The organism is Streptomyces sp. CB02923 (assembly GCF_001905005.1).
GTDB lineage: Bacteria > Actinomycetota > Actinomycetes > Streptomycetales > Streptomycetaceae > Streptomyces.
This window is the reverse complement of sequence record NZ_LWKZ01000023.1, coordinates 116,158-135,652: the sequence shown is the minus strand read 5'-3', so window position 1 is coordinate 135,652 and position 19,495 is coordinate 116,158. Positions and strand designations below refer to the sequence as shown.

Sequence of the window (19,495 nt, the reverse complement as noted above, 5' to 3'; positions counted from 1 at the left end):
CCGCGGCGGTCCCGCTGCCGCGTCAGTCCGGCAGCCGGTGGCGTACGGACGACCCCGCGCGGTCCTTGACGACCTCCAGCTGGGCCGGGATGCGCTGCCGGAGGTCCGCGACGTGGCTGACGATGCCGACGCTGCGGTCCCGTTCGCGCAGCGAGTCCAGGACGTCCAGCACCTCGTCCAGCGTCTGTTCGTCCAGGCTGCCGAAGCCCTCGTCGATGAAGAGCGTGTCCAGGCGGGTGCCGCCCGCCTCGTCGGTGACGACGTCGGCGAGTCCGAGGGCCAGCGCCAGCGACGCGAAGAACGTCTCGCCGCCGGAGAGGCTGGCGGTGTCCCGTTCGTGGCCGGTCCAGGCGTCGATGACGTGCAGGCCGAGGCCGGAGCGGCGCGCGCCGCCGGCCCGTTCGTCGGAGTGCACGAGGGTGTAGCGGCCGGAGGACATGCGGTGCAGGCGCGCGCTGGCGGCGGCCGCGACCTGTTCGAGCCGGGCGGCGAGGACGTAGGACTCCAGGCGCATCCGCCGCTCGTTCTCCGCCGAGGTCCCGGCGGCGAGTGCGGCGAGGCGGGCGATGCGCTCGTACTCGGTGCGCAGCGGTGCCAGGTGGCGGGCGTCGGAGTGGGCCCGCGCGCCGAGCCGGTCCAGTTCGGCGCAGCGTTCCGCGGCGGCTGCGTACGCCGTGCCGGTGGTGCGCAGTCTGCGGGCCGCGCGCTCCAGTGCGGCGCGCGCCTGTTCCGGGTCGGCGGGCGGCAGGTCCGCCGCGGCGGCCGCCTCCGGGTCGGCCAGCTCTGCTTCCACGGCGGCCGATTCCGCCTGGTGGCGGTCCAGGCGCTGTTGCAGCGCGCGCCAGTCGGCGTCGTCCAGGAGCGCGGCCGACGCGTCCTGCGGGGTGTCGAATCCGGCGCGGTAGGTGGCGTCGGACAGGTGGGCGTCGGCCTCCTTTAGCCGTTCGGCGCACACCTCCGCCGTACGGGCGGCGGCCGCCGCCTCGGCCAGCAGCGCGACCTGCCGCTCCAGGCGCCGGGAACGCTCATCGACACTCGCGAAGCCACCGCGCGCTTCCGCCAGGTCGGCTTCCAGCGCGGCGAGTTCCCGGTCGAGGGCCTCGCGGTGGGAGGTGCGTGCGGCAGCGCGGCGCTCGGCGTCCTGCTGCTCGGTGCGGCGTCGCTCGTACTCGCGCTCGGCGCGGGAGGACGCTTCCCTGGCGGCGTGGAGGCCGCCGCCCGCGGCCCGCTCGCGCGCGTAGGTGCCGCGCAACTCTTCTTCGGCGCGCGCGAGTTCGGCGACGGAGGTGTCACCGGCGGTCGCGGAGGCGGCGGCCAGTTCCTCCTTCAGGGCCTGCTGGGCACGCTCGGCGTCCTGACGCACGGACTCGGTCTGCCGGTAGGCGTCCAGCGCCGCTTCCTCGGCCGTACGGTCCACGTGTCCAGAGCCGGTACGGGCCGGGGCGGGGTGCTCGGTGGCGCCGCACACCGCGCACGCGGCACCGTCCTCCAGCCCGGCGGCGAGTTCGGCGGCGATGCCGCGCAGGCGGCGGTCCTTCAGGTCGAGCCAGTGCTCATGGGCCGCCGCCGAACGCTCCCGGGCGCGCAGCGCGTCCTCGTCCGCGGCCCGCAGGCCGTCCGCGAGCCGGTCGCGCCGCCGTGCGGCTTCCAGCCGCTGCCGGGCCGGGTCGAGCTGTGCGTGGAGCTGTTCGGCGCGGGCCGCGGCTTCCTGGGCGGCCTCGATGCGCCGCTGGTGCTCCTGGTGGGCGGGCTCCCAGTCCGCGAGCCAGGCGGCGGCGTCCACCAGCGTCTGTTCGTCGGCGCGGGCGTCCCGCTCGATCCCCGCGCGCTCCTCGGCGATCCGGGCGGCGCGGCTCTCGGCCCGGCGGGCCGCCGTCAGCGATCCGAGGTCCTGCCGCCGCTCGTGTTCCAGCGCGGCGAGCCGCTCGCCGTCCGCCCCGGCGAGTTCGGGCGGCAGCTGGGACCGTCCGTGCCGCTCGGCGGCCTGCGCCGTCCCGTGTTCGCGCCAGGCCGCGTCCCGCAGCGCCAGCGCCGGGGCGACCTCGGAGGCCGCGCGGGCCCGCGCCAGCCGGTCCCTGGCCCGGTCCCGCTCGCCGGACTGCGCCGCCAGTCCGGCCGCCCGCCGCCGCGCTTCGGCGTACCGGCGCTGGAGGCGGTCCCGCTCGCGCTCCTCGTCCGCCCGGACGCGGGCCGCGGCCTCGGCCGCCTCGGCGGAGCGTACGGCGAGCCGGGCGATCTCGTGGCGTTCGCGCGCGTCGGCCCGCGCCACGGCGGCCCGTACCAGGACGGCTTCGGCGAAGCCCGGCTCACCGGGGCTCGGCGTCTCGCCCCCCTGTACGGCGGCGGCCGTGCCGGGTTCCGGTCCGTACTGCCCCGGTACGAGTGCGGTGGCGGTCGCCGTGCCCCCGGGAGCGCCCGTAGCGGCGGACCGCGCCGCCCGGCCCGTACCGCCGCGGCGGCCCGGTGCCGCAGCCCGCGCTTCGGGTGCGCGGCCCGGCGCGGGGACCGAGGGATCGGCCAGACCGGCCGACTCCCCCGCCGCCTGGTCCATTCGGTGGGCCAGCGCCAGCAGCCGGTCGTCACCGGCGGACACCCGGTCGGCCGCGGCCTTGCGGCGGGTGGCGAGCCGCTCTTCGAGCGCCGCGAAGCGGCGGGTGTCGAAGAGCCGTCCCAGCAGCCGGGCGCGGGCCTCGGCGTCGGCGCGCAGGAAGCGCGCGAATTCCCCCTGGGGCAGCAGGACGACCTGGCAGAACTGCTCCTTGCTCATGCCGAGCAGCTGGCCGATCTCCTCGCCGATCTCCTGGTGGGACCGGCTCAGCGCCTTCCAGCGCCCGCGCCCTCCGGCGCCGTCGTGCGGTGCGTCGTCCGGCCCGCCGTCACCGGTCACGTACTCGCGCATCCGGCTCTGTGCCTTCTCGCGGGTCGTGCCGGTCCCGCGCTTCTTGGGGCGGTGCTGTTCCGGCAGCCGGGTGATCTCCAGTCGGCGTCCGCCCACGGTCAGTTCGAGGACGACCTCGGTGGGCGTCAGCGGGTCGGCGAGGTCGCTGCGCAGCGCCTGGCCGCTCTGCCGCGTCCCCGGCACGGTCCCGTACAGGGCGAAGCAGACGGCGTCCAGGATGGAGGTCTTGCCCGCGCCGGTCGGCCCGTGGAGGAGGAAGAGACCGGCCTGCGACAGCCGGTCGAAGTCGATGGTCTGGGTCCGCCCGAACGGCCCGAAGGCCGTCACCGACAGCCGGTGCAGCCTCACCGCGCCACCTCCCGCAGCGTGTCGTCGGTCCGCACCTCGTCGAGGGCGGAGCGCAGCACGGCCCGCTCCTCGTCGTCCACGGTGCGCCCGGTCCGTACGTGGGCGACGAAGTCCTCGGCGATCTCCTGGTCACTGCGGCCGCGCAGCCGCTGCGCGTACGAGGCGAGGGTGCGGGCGGCGGCTTCCTCCGGCTCGAAGGCGAGGCTGAGGATGTGCGGGAAGCGTCCGGCGAGCCGGGCCATCGGTTCGTGCGGGCGGGCGGTGTCGGTCAGGGTCGCCTCCACCCACGCCCCCTCGTGGGCGGCCAGCGCCGGGTCCGCCAGCAGGTTCTCCAGCTTGCCGCGGACCCGGGCCAGCGGCCGGGGCACCGGGCAGTCCAGGCGCTCCGCGCTCACCGTGCCCGCGGCGTCCAGGTCGACGAGCCACAGGGACTTGCGGTGCCGCTCCTCGGAGAAGGAGTAGGCGAGGGGCGAGCCGGAGTAGCGGACCCGGTCGGTGATCGTCTGGCAGCCGTGCAGATGCCCGAGGGCGGCGTAATCGACTCCGTCGAAGACCGACGCGGGGACCGACTCCACGCCGCCGACCGTGATGTCGCGCTCGCTGTCGCTGGGCGCGCCGCCGGTGACGAAGGCGTGCGCGAGCACCACCGACCGGGTGCCGGCGGGCCGTCCGGCGAGATCGTCGCGCACCCGGTCCATGGCGGCGCCCAGTACGTGCGCGTGGTCGGCCCGCTCGGCGCCGAACTCCTCCTTGACCAGGGCCGGTTCCAGGTACGGGAGGCCGTACAGGGCGACCTCGCCGTGCTCGTCGCGCAGCACGACCGGGGTGGCGCAGGCCGCCGGGTCGGTCCGCAGGTGGATACCGGCCTGCCGCATCAGGCCGGAGCCGACGCCGAGCCGCCGGGCGGAGTCGTGGTTCCCGGAGATCATGACGGTGGGCACGCCCAGGGCGGCGAGGCGGTGCAGGGCGTCGTCGAAGAGCTCCACGGCGGCCAGCGGCGGTACGGCACGGTCGTAGACGTCCCCCGCGACGAGGACCGCGTCGACCCGCTGCGCACGGACCGTCTCGACGAGGTGGTCGAGGAAGGTGCGCTGCGCGGCGAGCAGGTTCACCCGGTGAAACGAGCGGCCGAGGTGCCAGTCGGAGGTGTGCAGAAATCTCACGAGACCGCCTCGACCTGCACTTTTACCGCTCCTCGCTCCCGTCGCCCGCAGCGGGCCCGTACGGCCGCCCTTGAGGGTCGCTCCGGGCGCCGGCCACGTCGGTGCCGCCTGGCACCGTGTTTCCCACCGGCCTCAGTCTGCCATCCGCGCCCGGCCGGCTCCGGAGCCCGTCACGAACCGGCCGGATCATGTGACGCGCCTCACGTCACACCTCGCGTCACACCCCACTTCGCGCTTCGCTCCGTGCCTCGCTCCGCGACAAGGGGACTCGGTCCGGTCGGCCGGGGGCGTTTCCCCCTACGGCCGGTGGAATTCCACCTCCGGGTAGCGGGCCGAGGGGCCGTCCAGCAAGGCGCTTTCCTTCCCCCGCAGATGCTTGTCGACGAAGGCGGTGACATAAGCGCGCGTGATGGCGTCGCAGCGGTCACCGTCGAGGGCCTGGAGGGGAATGCCGAGTTCTTTGGCCAGGGCCGCCAGGTCGGTGAAGGAGAGGTGTTCGGTTCCTCCGACGCTCAGCCAGCGTTTCCATCCGGTCAGCTCTTTCCAGGTCTCGTCCCACGTTCCGTCGGGGCCGCCGGGTACGTGGCTGGGTTTGCCGAGCATCAGCACCGGCCGGTTCAGCGGGACGTCGTTCGGGTACCGGAAATTCCCGTCCATGTTGATGCCCGCCTTGATGCGCGGGTCCCGCAGCATGGCGGGAATGACGCTGAAACCGCCGGCCGAATGTCCGGCCATGGCGATACGGCCGGCGTCGACGAGTTTCCCGCCCCTCCAGGCCGGGCTGTTCCCGGTCAGCGCGTCCAGGTTTCCGGTCAGCGCGTCCAGTACGAAGGAGACGTCCCGGGCCCGGACGGCGCCGACCCGGGGGTGGTCCGGGTCCTTGCACGCCACGCAGGGCGTCGTGTGCCCGTCGGGGAAGGTGGTGCCGTTGGCCTCGTAGTTGTGCCCGACGGCGGCCACGGCGTAGCCACGCCCGGCCAGCTCCTCCGCGAGCCCGGTCAGGGTGGCGCGCGGCATCCCGAAGCCCGGCGACAGCACGACCAGCGGGAGCCCGCCGCGCCGCCCGGCCGGTTCGGCGTCCACGGTCGCGTGGGTACGCACGGTGCTCAGAATGCGCGGCGGCACGTCGGTACCGCTGTTCTTCAGATACTCCTCGGATTCCGCCGCGGTCATGTACGGAGCGGGAGTTCCCGAAGGCCGTACGGCCGGATACCAGACGGAGACCATCAGTTCCCGATGCTCACCGGGCACCCACGGGTCGGGCCGCCCGCTGTCCTTCAGGTGCAGGGTGGTCAGGCCGATCGGGTGCTTTCCCGAGGGCGCGGGAAGCGTCGGTCCGGATTCAGCCGCTCGTACGGACGGTAAGCCCTGCCGCACGGAAGGTATGTCCGGCCGTACGGACGGTAAGTCCGGCCCTACGGAAGGTACGCCCGCCCGGCTGACCGGTGTGTTTCCGGCGTGGGCGGTGGCGGCGGGAGCACAGACGGCGGCGGCCAGAACCATGACGGCTGCGGCGCGGGGCAGAGATCTGTGGCGCATCGGCTTCTTCCTGTCGATTTCCGGTCGATGTCGTGATTGTCGATGCCGTGAATGACGTGTCGACGGAAATCTACGGACCGGGCGCCGTGGTCGCCATCACTCCCGGGGACGATCTCCGGTAGCTCCGCGGAGCGATTCCGGACGCGCTGAAGGCGCCGGTCCGCCCCACCCGGCGCCTTCGCGGAACGGCAGCGGATCACGTCACGACTTCGACGTCCGCTGTCCCTGTTGCGCGGCCTTGGCCGTGATGTCGACCGTGTCCTCGGCCGGGGGCGCGGTCACGTTCACGTCCGTACCGAAGTCGCTGAACTTCAGCGTCGTGCTGACGGCGGTCCGCGCACCGCTGCTGCCCTGCTTGCCCCCCTTGGGCGCGACCTCGACCTTCTCCTGGCGGACCCGGCCCTGCCCGTCCAGCCAGATGTCGAGCGGCAGCCGGTCGCCGAGCTGCGCCCTGAGCTGCTTCGCCTGCTGTTCGTTGCCCTTGGCCAGCTCCGCCACGTCGACGGACACCTTGTAGTGCGTGGTGGCCGTGCCGTCGACGGTCTCGCTGCCGACCTTGGTGACGTCCTTGTCGCTGATGCCCTTGGTGTAGTTGAACGAGGCCGTCGGGTCCTCATACTGCGCGCTGCTGCCGGACTGTGCCAGGAGCTTCTTCAGGTCCACCTTCAGCCACGATTTGCCCTGCGGCAGCTGCTGCCGCTGCTCCGCGAACGGCTGCTGGTACAGCATGCCGTCCACCAGGCGCTGGCGGACCTGCTGGTTGCCGGTCCGCAGCGTCAGGTCGCTGCTGCCGCTGCCCAGGTCCACGACGCCCGCCCCGCGGGCCTCCGCGCTGTCGCCACCGCTCCTGGCCCGGGTGAGGAGCGTCATCTTGGCGGTCTTGGCGGCGGTGGTCCGGTGGTGTGCGGCCCGCACCGCCTGCGGACCGTCCGCCGCGCCGCCCTGTGAGGCCGACGCGCTGCCCTGCGGGCCGGGGTCCTTGCCCGACGTCGTGCCGTCCGTGCCGTCCGTGCCGTCCGTACCACCGCAGCCGGTGACGGCGGCCAGGGACAGCGTCCCGGCGGCGGCCACGGCTAAGAGACGCGGACGAGTTCGCACTGTTGTCACTGTGACCTCCTGGTCAAAAACCCGTACGGACCGGCGGCACCGTGTATGCCACCGCCGGCTTCGGTACGCGTACGTCACCGGTGCGGCCGGTGGCGGAGCGGGGAACGCCGGTGAGCCTGTCTGTCCTGTCGCGGGCGTTCCGCCGCGCGCCACGGCGTTCCGAGTGCCCCGCGGTGCGGGGATGAATCAACGGTTCCTGCCGAAGGGCACGAGGGCCGGCAGATCACTGCACGCGGGGGCCCGTCATGGGCGCTCTCCCTGTGCGTCGGCCGACGCCTTCGCGCACCGGCCCGCGGAGCATCCGCCGGGTGCGGCGGCCGTGTACTGGGCGGCCTGGATCTCGTACAGGGAGCGGTAGTGGCCGTCGTCGAGGGCCATGAGCTGCGCGTGGGTGCCCTGTTCGATCAGGCGGCCCTCGTCGAGGACGTAGATGAGGTCGGCGGTCGCGGTGGCGGCGAGCCGGTGGGTGATCAGCAGGACGGTGGTGCCCTCGTCGGTGAGGGAACGCAGCGCCTGGAACGCCTCGACCTCGGCCCTGGGGTCGAGCGCGGACGTCGGCTCGTCCACGACCAGCAGCGGGGCCTCGCGGTAGTGGGCGCGGGCGGCGCCGAGGCGCTGCCACTGTCCGCCGGAGAGCTGGGTGCCGCGTTCGAAGCCCTTGACGACCAGGCTGTCCCAGCTGTGCGGCAAGGAGGTGATGACGTCGGTGGCGTCCGCGCCGTCGGCGGCCCGCTCGACGCGCCACTGGTCGAGCCGCTGGTCGCTGCGCCCGATGTGGATGTTGGCGCGGGCGGTCATCGGCCAGTGCGGGAAGTCCTGTGCCAGCAGCGCCACTTGCCCGAAGACGGCCGCGCGGTCGGCGTCGCGGGTGTCGGTGCCGTTCCACAGGAGGCGACCGTCGCTGGGCAGGTACAGGCCCGCGACGAGTTTGGCGAGGGTGGACTTGCCGGAACCGTTCGCCCCGACCAGCGCGACGACCGTGCCGCGGGGAACGCACAGGTCCACCTTGTCCAGGGCGGGCGAGGTGGCGCCCGGGTAGGTGAAGGACACGCTTTCCAGGCACACCTCCTCCAGCGGCCCGGTCAGCTGGGCCCCGCCGCCGGGAATGGCGTGCCGCTTGGCGGTGGCGCAGGCGTCCTCCCAGTCCTTGAGGTACATGGCCTCCTCGTAGAGCCGGTTGAACTGCATGACCAGGGACATCAGGCCGGCGCTGGACGACCGTACGGCGATCACCGCGGTCCCGGCCACGGCCAGCGGCATCCCGCCGCTGGTCAGCAGCAGCCACAGCACGCCGTAGGCGCCCAGCGACGCCAGTCCCGATCCTGCCGAGGCGACGGTCTGGGTGACGGCCTCGGCGCGGGACAGCCGCTGTTGCTCGCGCTCCATCGTCTTGGACATGTCCGCGTACGCGTCCACCAGCAGGCGCCCGGCGCCGTGCACACGGATCTCCGCTGCGCACCCCTGGTCGGTGAGTTTCTGGGTGATGACGGAGATGGCGCGGCGGTGCTCGATCCAGGTGTGCCGGGACTCGTACTGGCGGCGGGCCGAGAGCACCGCCCCCCACCCGTTGGGGGCGGCGACCAGGAACAGCATCAGGACGAGCAGCGGGTGCAGCATGAGCAGCACCCCGGCGGCCGCGATCAGGCCGATCAGCGCGTTGAGGACCAGGATGGAGGAGCTGAGCATCATCCGGATCGAGTCGGTTCCGAACCGGCCGGCGTCCAGGGTGCGGTGGACCTGCTGGTCCTCCAGGGCGGCGAGTTCGACGTGGATCACGCCGTGGTAGAAGCGGGCCGTGCAGACGCGTTCGATCTTGGGTTCCAGTTGCCCGGACGCCGCGGTGGACACGGCCGACAAGAGGGCCGAGAGCACCGCGACGACCGCCACCGCCACCAGGGCGGGCAGCGCCTGGCGCAGCCGCGCGGGCGTGGGCCCGGCCGCGAACAGGGCCATGAGCACCTGGTTGGTGGCCACCAGGGTGAAGGCCCGCATGACGCCCTGGCCGACCTCGGCGCCGAGCAGCGCCGTCAGCGCGATCCGGTCCTCACGCCAGGCCGCCTTGGCGACGGCCCCCATCATGGCGGGGAACTGCCGGGCCATCGACCACAGCCCCATCCGCAGGATCGGCATCTCGTGCCGCGTGAAGGACAGGTCGTAGCGCAGGGCCCCGCCGAACAGCACTCGCTCGCTCTCGGAGACGGGCAGTTCGGTCCGGGGCCTGACGCCGCGGCTCCTCATCGTGCCTCCGGCCATGAGGCGTGCGCGGTGCGGCCGCGGGGCACGCGAGCGGTACGGGCACGGGTACGCGGACGGGTGCGCGCCCGCACGGGGCGGGACGGTGCTGCGGCCGGAACCGGGGCTGCAACTCGACCGGTCGGCACCGTCACGGTGTCCCTCATGGCTTCTCCTCCGTCTTGAGTCGTCGTGCCTCGTGCTATGCCCCGTCCTGCCCGCCCCGGCACACCCGGCGCCCGATCCGGTGGAACCCCGCGGCCCCCGCGGCCACCCCCGTCGCCCGGACCTCCGGTACCTCCTCCGCCACTTCGGGTCATACGATTTCCAGCCACGACTGCTGTCCATCGATGTCCAACGGGGGTTCTCTTCACGTGTTCGGAATCGTCAGGCCCTGCACCCACCGCCTGTCCCAGGGGCTCAAGGCGGAGTGGATGGCCCATCTGTGCGGGCTGTGCCTCGCTCTGCGCGGTGACCACGGGCAGTTCGCCCGGGTGGTGACCAATTACGATGGCTTGATCGTGTCCGTCCTGACGGATGCCCAGTCCGGTCGGGCGGCACAGGGGCGCCGTACCGCCGGGCCCTGCCCGCTGCGCGGCATGCGGACCGCTTCGGTGGCGAACGGCGACGGCGCGCGGCTGGCCGCTTCGGTCTCACTGGTGCTCGCCTCGGCGAAGATACGCGACCATGTCGCCGACCGGAACGGGCTGCTGCGCCGCCGCCCCGTGGCAGCCGCCGCGCGCAAGGTGGCCGCGGGCTGGGACCGGGCCGGGGCGCGTACCGGCGCCGCGCTCGGCTTCGACACGTCCGTACTCGTCGACGCGGTCGACCGGCAGGTGGGCATCGAGGAACTGGCGGTCACCGGCACGCCGCTGACCGCCATCACCGAGCCCACCGAGACGGCGACCGGCGCCGCCTTCGCGCACACCGCGGTCCTCGCCGGCCGCCCCGGCAACGCGGCGCCGCTGGCCGAGGCCGGCCGGCTCTTCGGGCGGCTGGCCCACCTCCTCGACGCCGTGGAGGACCGTGCAGCGGACGCCGCCGAGGGCGCCTGGAACCCGCTGACCGCCACCGGAGCCACCCTGGCGCAGGCCCGCCGGCTGTGCGACGACGCGCTGCACGGCATCCGCCTCGCGCTGCGCGACGTGGAGTTCACCGACTCCGCGCTGGTGCACGCCCTGCTCGTGCACGAGCTGCGGCGGTCGGTCGACCGTGCCTTCGGTACGGGTACGTGTACACACCTGGGACACGGGACGGCCGGGCCGTACGGCGGCCAGGCCGGTGACCCGTACGGACAGCCGCAGCCGTACCCCCCGGCCCCTCAGTACGGCCAGGCCCCGGCGAGCGGTCCGTACGGCAACGGCCCGCAGCACCTGAACGGTCAGCAGAACCCCTACGCGGGCGGGCCCGTACCGCCCGGCGGCCACGGCGGTGCGGGCGGGCCCGGGGGCCATGGGGGATCTGGGGGATCTGGGGGCTCCGGCGGATCGGGCGGCTCCGGGGACTGGGGCGGCTCGGGCGGCGGGCCCGGGAACGGCGGGATGATGCCCGGCCTCTCCCCCCAGCCGCCGAAGAAACCCCGCGGCTTCCTGGCCGGCTGCGCGGTCGCCATCGGGCTCTGCTGCACGTGCCGGCTCTGCTGCGCCAAGGAGTACGAGGGTCCGTGGTCGCGCAAGAAGCGCGAGGGCTGCTGCCGCGACTGTGACTGTTGCGACTGCTGCCCGGACTCCTGCTGCTGCGACGGGTGCTGCTGCGACTGCTGACCCCCTCCCGAGGGCCGCGCCGTACGGGCGCATCCTCGCGCCGTACGGGCAGCCCCACGCCGTACGGGCAGCCCCGCGACCCGCGGACGATGCCCGCGCGCCGCGGCCTTCGGGACCGCCACCGCTCCCTCACCGCTCCCCCGGCCACTCCCACCTCGCCCTTTCCGACCTCAAACCACCCGGCATCTGGCCGAGTTGTGCTCGACACCCCCCCACTCCAGTCCTTTCCTTGCGCTGACGGCTCACCCACCCCGTAGCTGGAGGCTGCATCCGTGACGCGCGCAAGGCGATCCGACCGCGCCGGCCGGACCCCGGCCGGCTCCCCGGCCGACCAGGACTTCCTGCGCAAGCTGGGCTACGCCCCGGTACTGAAACGGCGGATGGGCCCCTTCGCGAACTTCGCCATCTCCTTCTCCGTGATCTCCGTCCTGTCCGGCTGCCTGACGCTGTACGGATTCGGGCTGGTCACGGGCGGGCCCGCGGTGATGATGTGGGGCTGGATCATCGTCGGCATCATGGTCATGTTCGTCGGCGCCGGACTGGCCGAGGTCACCAGCGCCTACCCGCCTCCGGCGCCCTGTACTTCATGGCCGACCGGCTCGGCGGCAGACGCTGGGGCTGGTACACCGGCTGGCTGAACCTCCTCGGCCTGCTGGGCGCGATTGCCGGTATCGACTACGGGTGCGCCCTCTTCGCGGGCGCGTTCGCCGGCCTGCAATGGGGCTTCGAGCCCACCCCCGGCTCCCTCATGGTCATCTACGTCTGCGTCCTCGCCCTGCACGCGACGCTGAACCTCTTCGGCGTACGCCTGGTCGGCATCCTCAGCTCCGTGTCCGTGTGGTGGCACCTGGCCGGGGTCGCCCTGATCGTCGGAGTGCTGTGGCTGGTGCCCGCCCACCACCGGTCCGTCTCCTTCGTCTTCACCACCTTCGTCGACGGCACCGGCTGGGACAGCACGCTGTACGTGGCACTGATCGGCCTGCTGCTCGCCCAGTACACCTTCAGCGGCTACGACGCGTCGGCGCACCTCAGCGAGGAGACCACCGGAGCGCAGGTCAACGCGGCCCGCGGGATCGTACGGGCCATCCGCTGGTCCTGGGTCGCCGGCTTCTTCCTGCTGGCCGGACTCACCTTCGCCATCCAGGACTACGCCGGCGTGCAGAACACCCCGACCGGGGTGCCGCCCGCGCAGATCTTCCTCGACGCGCTCGGCGTCAGCGGGGCGAAGGCGCTGCTGCTGGTGGTGATCGTCGCGCAGCTGTTCTGCGGCAACGCGGAGGTGGCGGCCACCTCACGCATGGTGTTCGCGTTCTCCCGCGACGGCGCGCTGCCCGGCTCCGCCCGGTGGCGGCACGTCTCCCCGCGCACGGGCACCCCGACCCGCGCCGTCCTGCTCTCCGTGGCCGTGGCCGGCGTCCTCGCCCTCCCCTCCCTCTACTCCCCCGCGGCGTACACAGCCGTGACCTCCATCAACGTCATCGGCATCACCCCGGCCTACGCGATCCCCATCTACCTGCGGCTGCGCCACCGCCGTACCTTCCGGCCCGGCCCGTGGAACCTCGGCCGCCGGGGCGTCCCGGTCGCCCGCGTCGCCGTACTCTGGGTGGCCTTCGTCACCGTACTGTTCTGCCTCCCCCAGACCCACCCCGTCTCCCTCGCCACCTTCAACTACGCGCCCGTGGCCCTGGTCCTCGTCCTGACCCTGGCCACCGTCTGGTGGGCGGTGTCGGGCCGCCGCTCCTACCGCCTCCCGGAGCCCGACCGGGACTCCCCCGCGCGGCGCATCGGGGACGAGGTCGGCCGGTGACCGCCGACGAGGACCGGCCAGGACCGCCGCGCCCCTGGTAGGAGTCCCCGGCCCCGGGTAGTCAGGGGGCATGACCCACACACACGGGACCAGCCGGATGACGATGCCCCTGCCGCCGCTGCGGCCGGTACCGCTCGACGGGAGGGGGCCGGAGGACGTGGTGGTGGACTCCGCCGGGCGGGTGCTCACCGGGGTGGAGGACGGGCGGGTGCTGCGGCTGGACCTCTCCCCGAAGGGGCCGGAGGACGAGCCGGGCAGCTGGACCGGCGGCATCCCCCGCGCCGAGGTCGTCGCCCGTACCGGCGGGCGGCCGCTGGGCCTGGAGCCGCTGGCCGACGGCGGTGTCCTGGTGTGCGACGCGCGCCGGGGCCTGCTGCGCGTCGAACCGTCCGACGGTACGGTGCGCACCCTCGCCGACACGGTCGACGGCGCCCCGCTGCGCTTCTGCAGCAACGCCGTGGCAGCAGCCGACGGCACGGTCTACTTCAGCGTCTCCAGCCGCCGCTATCCCCTGGAGGACTGGCTCGGCGACATCCTGGAGCACTCCGGCACGGGACAGCTGGTGCGGCTGCGCCCCGGCGGCGACAGTACGCCCGAAGTCGTACTGGACGGGCTCCAGTTCGCCAACGGCGTCGCCCTGGCGCCGGACGAGTCGTTCGTCACGGTGGCGGAGACCGGTTCCCGCCGCCTGACCAGACTGTGGCTGACGGGACCGCGTACCGGACAGCACGACGTGCTCGCCGACGATCTTCCGGGCTACCCCGACAACATGTCGCGCGGGTCCGGCGGCCTGTTCTGGGTGGCACTGGCCGGACCGCGCTCCCCGCGCCTGGACCGCCTGCACCGTACGAAGCCGACGGTGCGCCACGCCGCATGGACCCTGGCCCGGCGCGTCCGGACGCGCCCCGGCCCCCTCGCGGGCGTCCTGGGCATCGACGCCTCGGGCCGAATCGTGCACGACCTGCGGCGCCGCAGCCCGGACTTCCGCATGGTGACCAGCGTCTGCGAGCACGACGGCCGCCTGATACTGGGCAGCATCCACGAACGCGCGCTGGCCGTCTGCAAACTGCCCTCCGCATCACGCGGTTGAATTCCGCCCGCACGGGCACCCGGACATCCAGGTTCCCACGTGCGGTCTCAGACAACAGGGGGCCACAGCAGTCGGCCCCGCGAGCCCGCCGCCCCAGGCGCCGGGCCGGCTGACATGCCGTCTCCTCGCACGGGCAGGGCCACCGGCGCTGCCCGGTACGCGACTCGTGGGACCTGTGAAAACTGATGACTACCGACACGTCCCGATGAGTACGGACAACGATCGCCCGGCGATCCCGGCGAGGGAAGGCAGACATGGAGTGGTGGGAGCAAGCGGCGTGCCTGGACGAGGACCCGGAACTCTTCTTCCCCGTAGGAGTCACGGGCCCCGCCGCACAGCAGCAGGCGGACGCCAAGTCGGTGTGCCGCCGCTGCCCGGTGGCCGGCGAATGCCTCGAATGGGCACTGCAGACCGGCCAGAACTACGGCATCTGGGGCGGCACCGACGAGGAGGAACGCCGCAAACTGAACACCCGCCGCAAGCGGAAACGCTGGGCGGCTTGAAGCGGCGTCGGCGGGCCTTGAATCCGTAAAGCATCCACATCGTTTTCCGGCACGCGGGTGGATTCATCGAACGGGGGTGGCTTCGGAAGGTCTTCCGAAGCTGTCCGCGAAAGCGCTGGGCGGAGGGAAGGTCGTCGGCATACAAATAGGTGCGGGCGGCGGGCGGTCGCTCCATGAGACCGTGTTCAACGGCAGGGTCCACCACGTCGCCGTCTCGGTCGGCGACAGCGGTTTCAGGCAGCGGTTTCAGGCAGCGGTTTCAGGCAGTGGTTTCAGGCAGAGGTTTCATCATGGGGGCGAATCCGGCATGGGCGAGCACAAGGCACCTCGTCATCTCCTGGTGCAGGCGAGAGGAGATGGCTGCCCCCTGTTCACCTCGACCGCGGGATTCCACTCGGTTGCCCCGGACGACTTCACGATCGGCTTGTCGGTGGGCGATCCTGCTCTGGGCCTCCCTGAAGGATTGGCACACGGCCTCGTCTCCTGGAACGCCGCTCCTCCGCCGGAAGGCCCCGACGCCAAAGCCGCACTGCGCAAACACGTCAAGACCGGCCTCGGACTTGCCCAGTCGGTGGCGCGGCACCTGGGGCCGGAGTGGGTTGTGCGCTACTGGGACGCCCGGCACGGTTCGGCGAAGTTCGTGTGCTGGGGGTGTTCACGCCTGCACTGGACCCTGGAGTCGCATGGCACTCCGCCGCATCCCCTGCACATGACCATCATGGCGGAGTACCACTGGGCGCCTTTCCGCGCGGAAGGGTTCGGTGATTTCCTGCCGGATGCCCCTGTGGCTGCTCTCGACCTGCCCGGCGACCTGGTGGACGACCTGTATACCTGGGCCCTCGACTTCGACGCCGCGATGAATCGCTATGTGGCCGAGCGCGACGAAGAGAGAAATGACGCCGAGCGCCTGGCATTGGAGCGCAGGGGCGAGGAGTTGACCCATCGGGTCGCCTGTGTGTTGAAGCCGGGGCGGACGGTGACGTACGCCGGGGTGGCGTGAGCATCCCGCACGCGAGCCGACGGCAAAAGCCGCTGAGCCGAAAAGGCAAAGCAGCGGTTCGGTGGGCGCCCGCTCAGGGCGCCCACCGGCTTTCCGCTACTTGAACAGGCGGTCACCGCTGGTGGCCATGCGGTGGGTGCCGCTGTGCCGGTTCACCCAGTCACGGATGAGATTGATGGCGTTGGCGCACTGCCAGCCGCCGTCGTACTCGTGCTCACCGGTGAAGTTGGCGTAGCCCGCGATGATGCCGTCCACACGCGCGTCGCCCAGCAGCTTGTCGACGTACCACGGGTCGTTGTAGGTGGTCGTCCAGGACAGGGTGGCCGCGAGCTGTCCGGCGGCGCGGTCCGCGGCGCCCTTCTTCAGTTCCGCGCACGTGTTCCAGGTGGCTTCCGTGCAGTTGCCGAACCCGTTGGTGATGTTGTTGTCGCCGTAGTCCATCACCCGGCGGCCGTTCGGGAATCCGGAACCGGACTGGTTGAAGGCGTTCCGGACCTTGTCGCGGCTCCCGGTCGTGGTGATGCCCTCCAGTGGGCCGAGCTTGCCCTCCAGGCTCTTCCAGCCCCGGCCGCCGACATCCGGCGTATTGCCGCCGTGGTACTCGAAGAAGCCGTAGAGCACCTGGATTCCGGCTGCCGTCAGCCTCTGGGCCTTGTCCCGCAGTCCGGCGACGCTGCACGTACGGTTCTCTGCCGCTCCGCAGTAGTTCGGGTCCTTGATGTCCAGCCAGACCAGCGACAATCGGCGCCCTGCGTTGGCGTTGGAGAGAATGCGGTCGAGCATGCTGTCGAGGCTGGGGCCACGCCGGTTGTCACCGGCCGAGGAACAGTCGTGCCACGCGCGCCATTCGTTCGGATTCCACCAGGCACAGACATCGATCTCGATGGCGTTGGCGCCGTGGTTGAGCGCGGCGTCCACGCCGTCCAGGGTGTCGACCCGGTGTGCGATGGCGTAGATCGCGTGGCGTTGGTCGGCTGCTGCTGCGGTCGGGGCCGTACCGAGCACGGTGACACCGATGATCCCGCACAGCGCCGCCAGCAGCGCCAGTGCCCTCCGCGGGCCGGCGTCATGCCGAAGGTGAGTGGTCAAGAAAGGCACTCCTTCATGTCGGTGTCCTGGAGCCGCGCGGTGCTGTCCCGCCTTGCCCGTAACGGCAACAAGCCATCCATCCATCGCGAACATCGCGAAAGTACCGCGCCCGGCGCAGCACGCATGACATGTTCTCGGCCTGCTTTGATCACCAAATGGCCATTCTGCGGACGGAATCAAGCCACCTGCGGGGGGACCGGCCAGCGACTTCACCACGGCCGCAGCTTCTCCGGATTGCGGACCACCCAGATCCGGTTGACGCGCCCGTCGCAGACGTCGAACGAGGCCACGGTCATGACGACGCCGGCCCGCCGGGCCACCAGGCCCGGCGCCCCGTTGACCGACCGCTCCAGGAGTTCGAGCCCCGGCGCCTTGTCGGCGATGGCGGCCATGTACCGGGCGATACGCGCGCCGCCCTCGACCGGACGCAGGACGGTGCCGACCATGCCGCCCCCGTCGGCGGTCATCACGGCGGCCGGGTCGAGGAGACCGACGAGGGCTGCGATGTCCTTGGCCTCCCAGGCCTCTTTGACCTGCCTCACCACGTCGGCCTGACCGGTCGCCGCCACCGGAGCGCGCGCGCCGCCCACCCGCCGCCGGGCGGAGGCCGCCAGCTGCTTGCAGGCCGCAGGGGTCCGTCCGAGTACGCCGGCGATCTCGGCGAACGGATACCGGAAGACGTCGTGCAGGACGAACGCGACCCGCTCGGCGGGCGTCATCGACTCCAGGACGACGAGGAAGGCCATGGCCACCGACTCGTCCAGCACGATCTGGTCGGCGGGGTCCGCACGGCCGAGAGGTCCGGCGCCGCCCGCGTGGTCCCGCGCGTCGCGGCCGGGCAGCGGCTCGGGCAGCCACGCGCCGACATAGCGCTCCCGGCGGGCCCGCGCCGAGCCGAGCGAATCCAGGCAGATGCGGCTGGTCACCGTCGTCAGCCAGGCCGCCGGGGACAGGATCTCCTCCTGCCGGCTCGGCGGCAGCCCGTACCAGCGCGCGTAGGCGTCCTGTACGGCGTCCTCGGCCTCGGTCACCGAACCGAGCAACCGGTACGCGATATTGATCAGTTGGCGCCGCTCGTCGGCTGCCTCACCGGCGTCGGTCCCGACAGATCCCATACTTCCGGCCGCCCCCTCGCCTTACCTTTCGCCGACCCGCGTCGTCGGGCTGGTGAGACCTTATCGACCTGCTGCCCGAGGGCGGAGAAGAGGACTGTGACATGGCCACCCAGGTGACGAAGGCGGCGAACACACCGCGCGGTTCCCTGTTCTTGCAGCTCGCCATTGCCCTTCAGACTTTGACCATTTTCCTTCAGGCGGTTTCCGCCGGCCTCCTGCTGGCCTCCTCCTTCGGCGAGACGCTGCACAGTGCCGGAGCGCGTGTGATGTACGGAGCGTCGATGCTGTACGTCCTCGCGGCGGTGCTGGCGTGGAAGCCGGGCGGCGGCTCGGCCCGGCCGGTGCGGCACGCGTCAGGGTTTCTCGGACTCGCCTCGGTCCAGGTCGTGCTCGGTATCGCGCACGTCCCGTCGGTCCATCTCCCCCTGGGCGTCCTGATGTTCGGCCTGAGTGTGCTGGCGCTGGTCCGGCGCTGAGGTCCGGTACGGGGCGTGCCGGAGCCGGTGAGCTTCGGCGCGTACGTGCGCACGCACCCCTTGCAGGCCGAAGAGGATGAGGAGTTCGACCACGCCGCCGTCGGCGCTGCCCAGCCAGTGGGGCAAAGACGTGTCGAACTCGGCTGCCTCACCGGGCGGCAACGTCAGGTCGCGCTCGCCGAGCACGAGCCGCAGGCGGCCGCTGAGCACGTACAGCCATTCGAAGCCTTCGTGGGTCTGCGGGGCCGGTTCGAGCGGTTCCGGCCGGGCAGGGATGATCATCTTGAACGCGTGCACCCCGCCCGGCCGCCGGGACAGGGGCACGAAGGTCATGCCGAACCGCGTGACCGGCTTGAGGTGGATCCGGGGGTCGCCGGTACGCGGGGCGCCGACGAGATCGTCCAGCGGAACGTCGTACATGCGGGCCAGCGGCAGCAGCAGTTCGAGGGTCGCCCGGCGCTGTCCGCTCTCCAGCCGGGACAGGGTGCTCTCCGATACCCCGGTCGTCGCCGCCAGCGCCGCGAGGGTGATGCCGCGGTCACGGCGCAGCGCGCGAAGCCGTGGCCCCACGGCGTCGAGCACCTCGTCATCCGTCGTGCGTTCCATGGGGCCATCTTGCCGTAACCGCAAGATTCCGTGCCGGATCGTGGTGCGCCTGGCCAGACTGACCGCACACCGACACGAGGAGCCTTGATGAGTACCACCGATGCGGTCGCGTTCTGGGACGGCGTCTACGCGGCCCGCCCGGCAGCCGACAGCCCGCGGCCGAACGTCCGCCTCACCGAGACGGTGACGGGCCTGCCGCCCGGTGACGCGCTGGACCTCGGATGCGGCGGCGGTGGTGACGCGCTGTGGCTCGCCGGGCAGGGGTGGCACGTCACCGCCACCGACATCTCGGCCGTCGCGGTCGAGCGGCTCACCGTCCTCGCCCGCTCACACGGGCTGGGCGACCGCCTCGGCGCCGTACGGCACGACTTGCACGAGTCCTTCCCGTCCGGCGCCTTCGACCTGGTCTGCGCCCACTATCTGCACACCCCCTTCGACCTGGACCGGGCAACCGTCCTGCGCTCGGCCGCGCACGCGCTGCGTCCGGGCGGGCGGCTGCTGGTCGTCGACCACGGCTCGACCGCGCCCTGGTCGTGGAACCAGGATCCCGGGACCCGGTACCCGAGCCCCCTGGAGGTCGCCGAGGGAATCGGCCTGGACCCGGCGGCATGGACGGTCGAGCGGGCCGACGCACCCCGCCGGATCGCGACCGGTCCGGAGGGGCGCACCGCCGAGGTCACCGACCACGTCCTCCTCGTCCGCCGCACCACCTGACCGGGCGGCCGGCACCGCACCGGCATCGAGGAGACGGGCCAGCA

At 72.5% G+C, this 19,495-nt stretch carries 13 protein-coding genes and 2 pseudogenes; 7 read left to right on the top strand and 8 right to left on the bottom strand.

The features are described 5' to 3' along the window. Positions 1 to 22 precede the first annotated feature (22 nt). From A6A06_RS19195 to A6A06_RS19175, 5 genes are all read right to left on the bottom strand, one after another. Entirely contained in the window at positions 23 to 3,247 is a 3,225-nt protein-coding gene (locus tag A6A06_RS19195; RefSeq protein WP_073762523.1) for an AAA family ATPase, read from the bottom strand. Continuing rightward, positions 3,244 to 4,410, bottom strand: coding sequence for an exonuclease SbcCD subunit D (locus A6A06_RS19190; protein ID WP_073762522.1), 1,167 nt, complete (start codon positions 4,408 to 4,410; stop codon positions 3,244 to 3,246). Before A6A06_RS19190 ends, A6A06_RS19195 begins: the two co-directional genes overlap by 4 nt. 297 nt (positions 4,411 to 4,707) lie before the next feature. Next, the gene (locus A6A06_RS19185) at positions 4,708 to 5,787 is read right to left on the bottom strand and encodes an alpha/beta hydrolase family protein (RefSeq protein WP_073763223.1); all 1,080 of its coding nucleotides are present in this window, start codon (positions 5,785 to 5,787) and stop codon (positions 4,708 to 4,710) included. A 363-nt stretch (positions 5,788 to 6,150) separates the two neighbouring features. Continuing rightward, positions 6,151 to 7,047: an LppX_LprAFG lipoprotein gene (locus A6A06_RS19180; protein ID WP_199930996.1), complete on the bottom strand. Its 897-nt coding sequence runs from the start codon at positions 7,045 to 7,047 to the stop codon at positions 6,151 to 6,153. A gap of 252 nt (positions 7,048 to 7,299) precedes the next feature. Then, on the bottom strand, positions 7,300 to 9,294 hold the full coding sequence (locus A6A06_RS19175) for an ABC transporter ATP-binding protein (protein WP_073762520.1): 1,995 nt from the start codon (positions 9,292 to 9,294) through the stop codon (positions 7,300 to 7,302). Positions 9,295 to 9,662: 368 nt separating this feature from the next. On the opposite strand from A6A06_RS19175, the gene A6A06_RS19170 reads away from it, so the two are divergent. From A6A06_RS19170 to A6A06_RS19150, 5 genes and pseudogenes are all read left to right on the top strand, one after another. Next, a complete protein-coding gene (locus A6A06_RS19170; RefSeq protein ID WP_199930995.1) occupies positions 9,663 to 11,051 on the top strand; it encodes a DUF5685 family protein in 1,389 nt (462 codons plus the stop codon). Between the two features lie 380 nt (positions 11,052 to 11,431). Beyond that, a pseudogene (locus A6A06_RS19165) lies at positions 11,432 to 12,858 on the top strand (amino acid permease). Positions 12,859 to 12,928: 70 nt separating this feature from the next. Beyond that, complete coding sequence (locus tag A6A06_RS19160; RefSeq protein ID WP_242440826.1) at positions 12,929 to 13,948, top strand: SMP-30/gluconolactonase/LRE family protein; 1,020 nt, start codon at positions 12,929 to 12,931, stop codon at positions 13,946 to 13,948. A 254-nt stretch (positions 13,949 to 14,202) separates the two neighbouring features. Continuing rightward, on the top strand, positions 14,203 to 14,451 hold the full coding sequence (locus A6A06_RS19155; protein WP_073762518.1) for a WhiB family transcriptional regulator: 249 nt from the start codon (positions 14,203 to 14,205) through the stop codon (positions 14,449 to 14,451). 181 nt (positions 14,452 to 14,632) lie between these two features. Next, complete coding sequence (locus A6A06_RS19150; RefSeq protein WP_079194142.1) at positions 14,633 to 15,451, top strand: hypothetical protein; 819 nt, start codon at positions 14,633 to 14,635, stop codon at positions 15,449 to 15,451. A gap of 96 nt (positions 15,452 to 15,547) precedes the next feature. Here the strand turns inward: A6A06_RS19150 and A6A06_RS19145 are convergent, their stop codons facing one another. Then, positions 15,548 to 16,549, bottom strand: a complete 1,002-nt coding sequence (locus A6A06_RS19145) for a phospholipase (protein ID WP_242440825.1) — start codon at positions 16,547 to 16,549, stop codon at positions 15,548 to 15,550. A gap of 200 nt (positions 16,550 to 16,749) precedes the next feature. Further along, positions 16,750 to 17,655 carry an RNA polymerase sigma factor SigJ gene (gene sigJ / locus A6A06_RS19140; protein WP_073762516.1) on the bottom strand — a complete coding sequence of 302 codons (906 nt, stop codon included), beginning with the start codon at positions 17,653 to 17,655 and terminating at the stop codon, positions 16,750 to 16,752. Positions 17,656 to 17,756: 101 nt separating this feature from the next. Between sigJ and A6A06_RS42835 the strand changes: the two genes are divergently transcribed. Then, on the top strand, positions 17,757 to 18,131 hold the full coding sequence (locus A6A06_RS42835) for a hypothetical protein (RefSeq protein WP_073762515.1): 375 nt from the start codon (positions 17,757 to 17,759) through the stop codon (positions 18,129 to 18,131). 24 nt (positions 18,132 to 18,155) lie between these two features. On the opposite strand, the pseudogene A6A06_RS19130 reads toward A6A06_RS42835, so the two are convergent. Continuing rightward, positions 18,156 to 18,737 (bottom strand): annotated as a pseudogene (locus tag A6A06_RS19130) (helix-turn-helix domain-containing protein); the annotation flags it as partial. Positions 18,738 to 18,824: 87 nt separating this feature from the next. Here A6A06_RS19130 and A6A06_RS19125 point away from each other — a divergent pair. Continuing rightward, entirely contained in the window at positions 18,825 to 19,451 is a 627-nt protein-coding gene (locus A6A06_RS19125; protein WP_073762514.1) for a class I SAM-dependent methyltransferase, read from the top strand. The last annotated feature ends 44 nt before the right edge of the window (positions 19,452 to 19,495 follow it).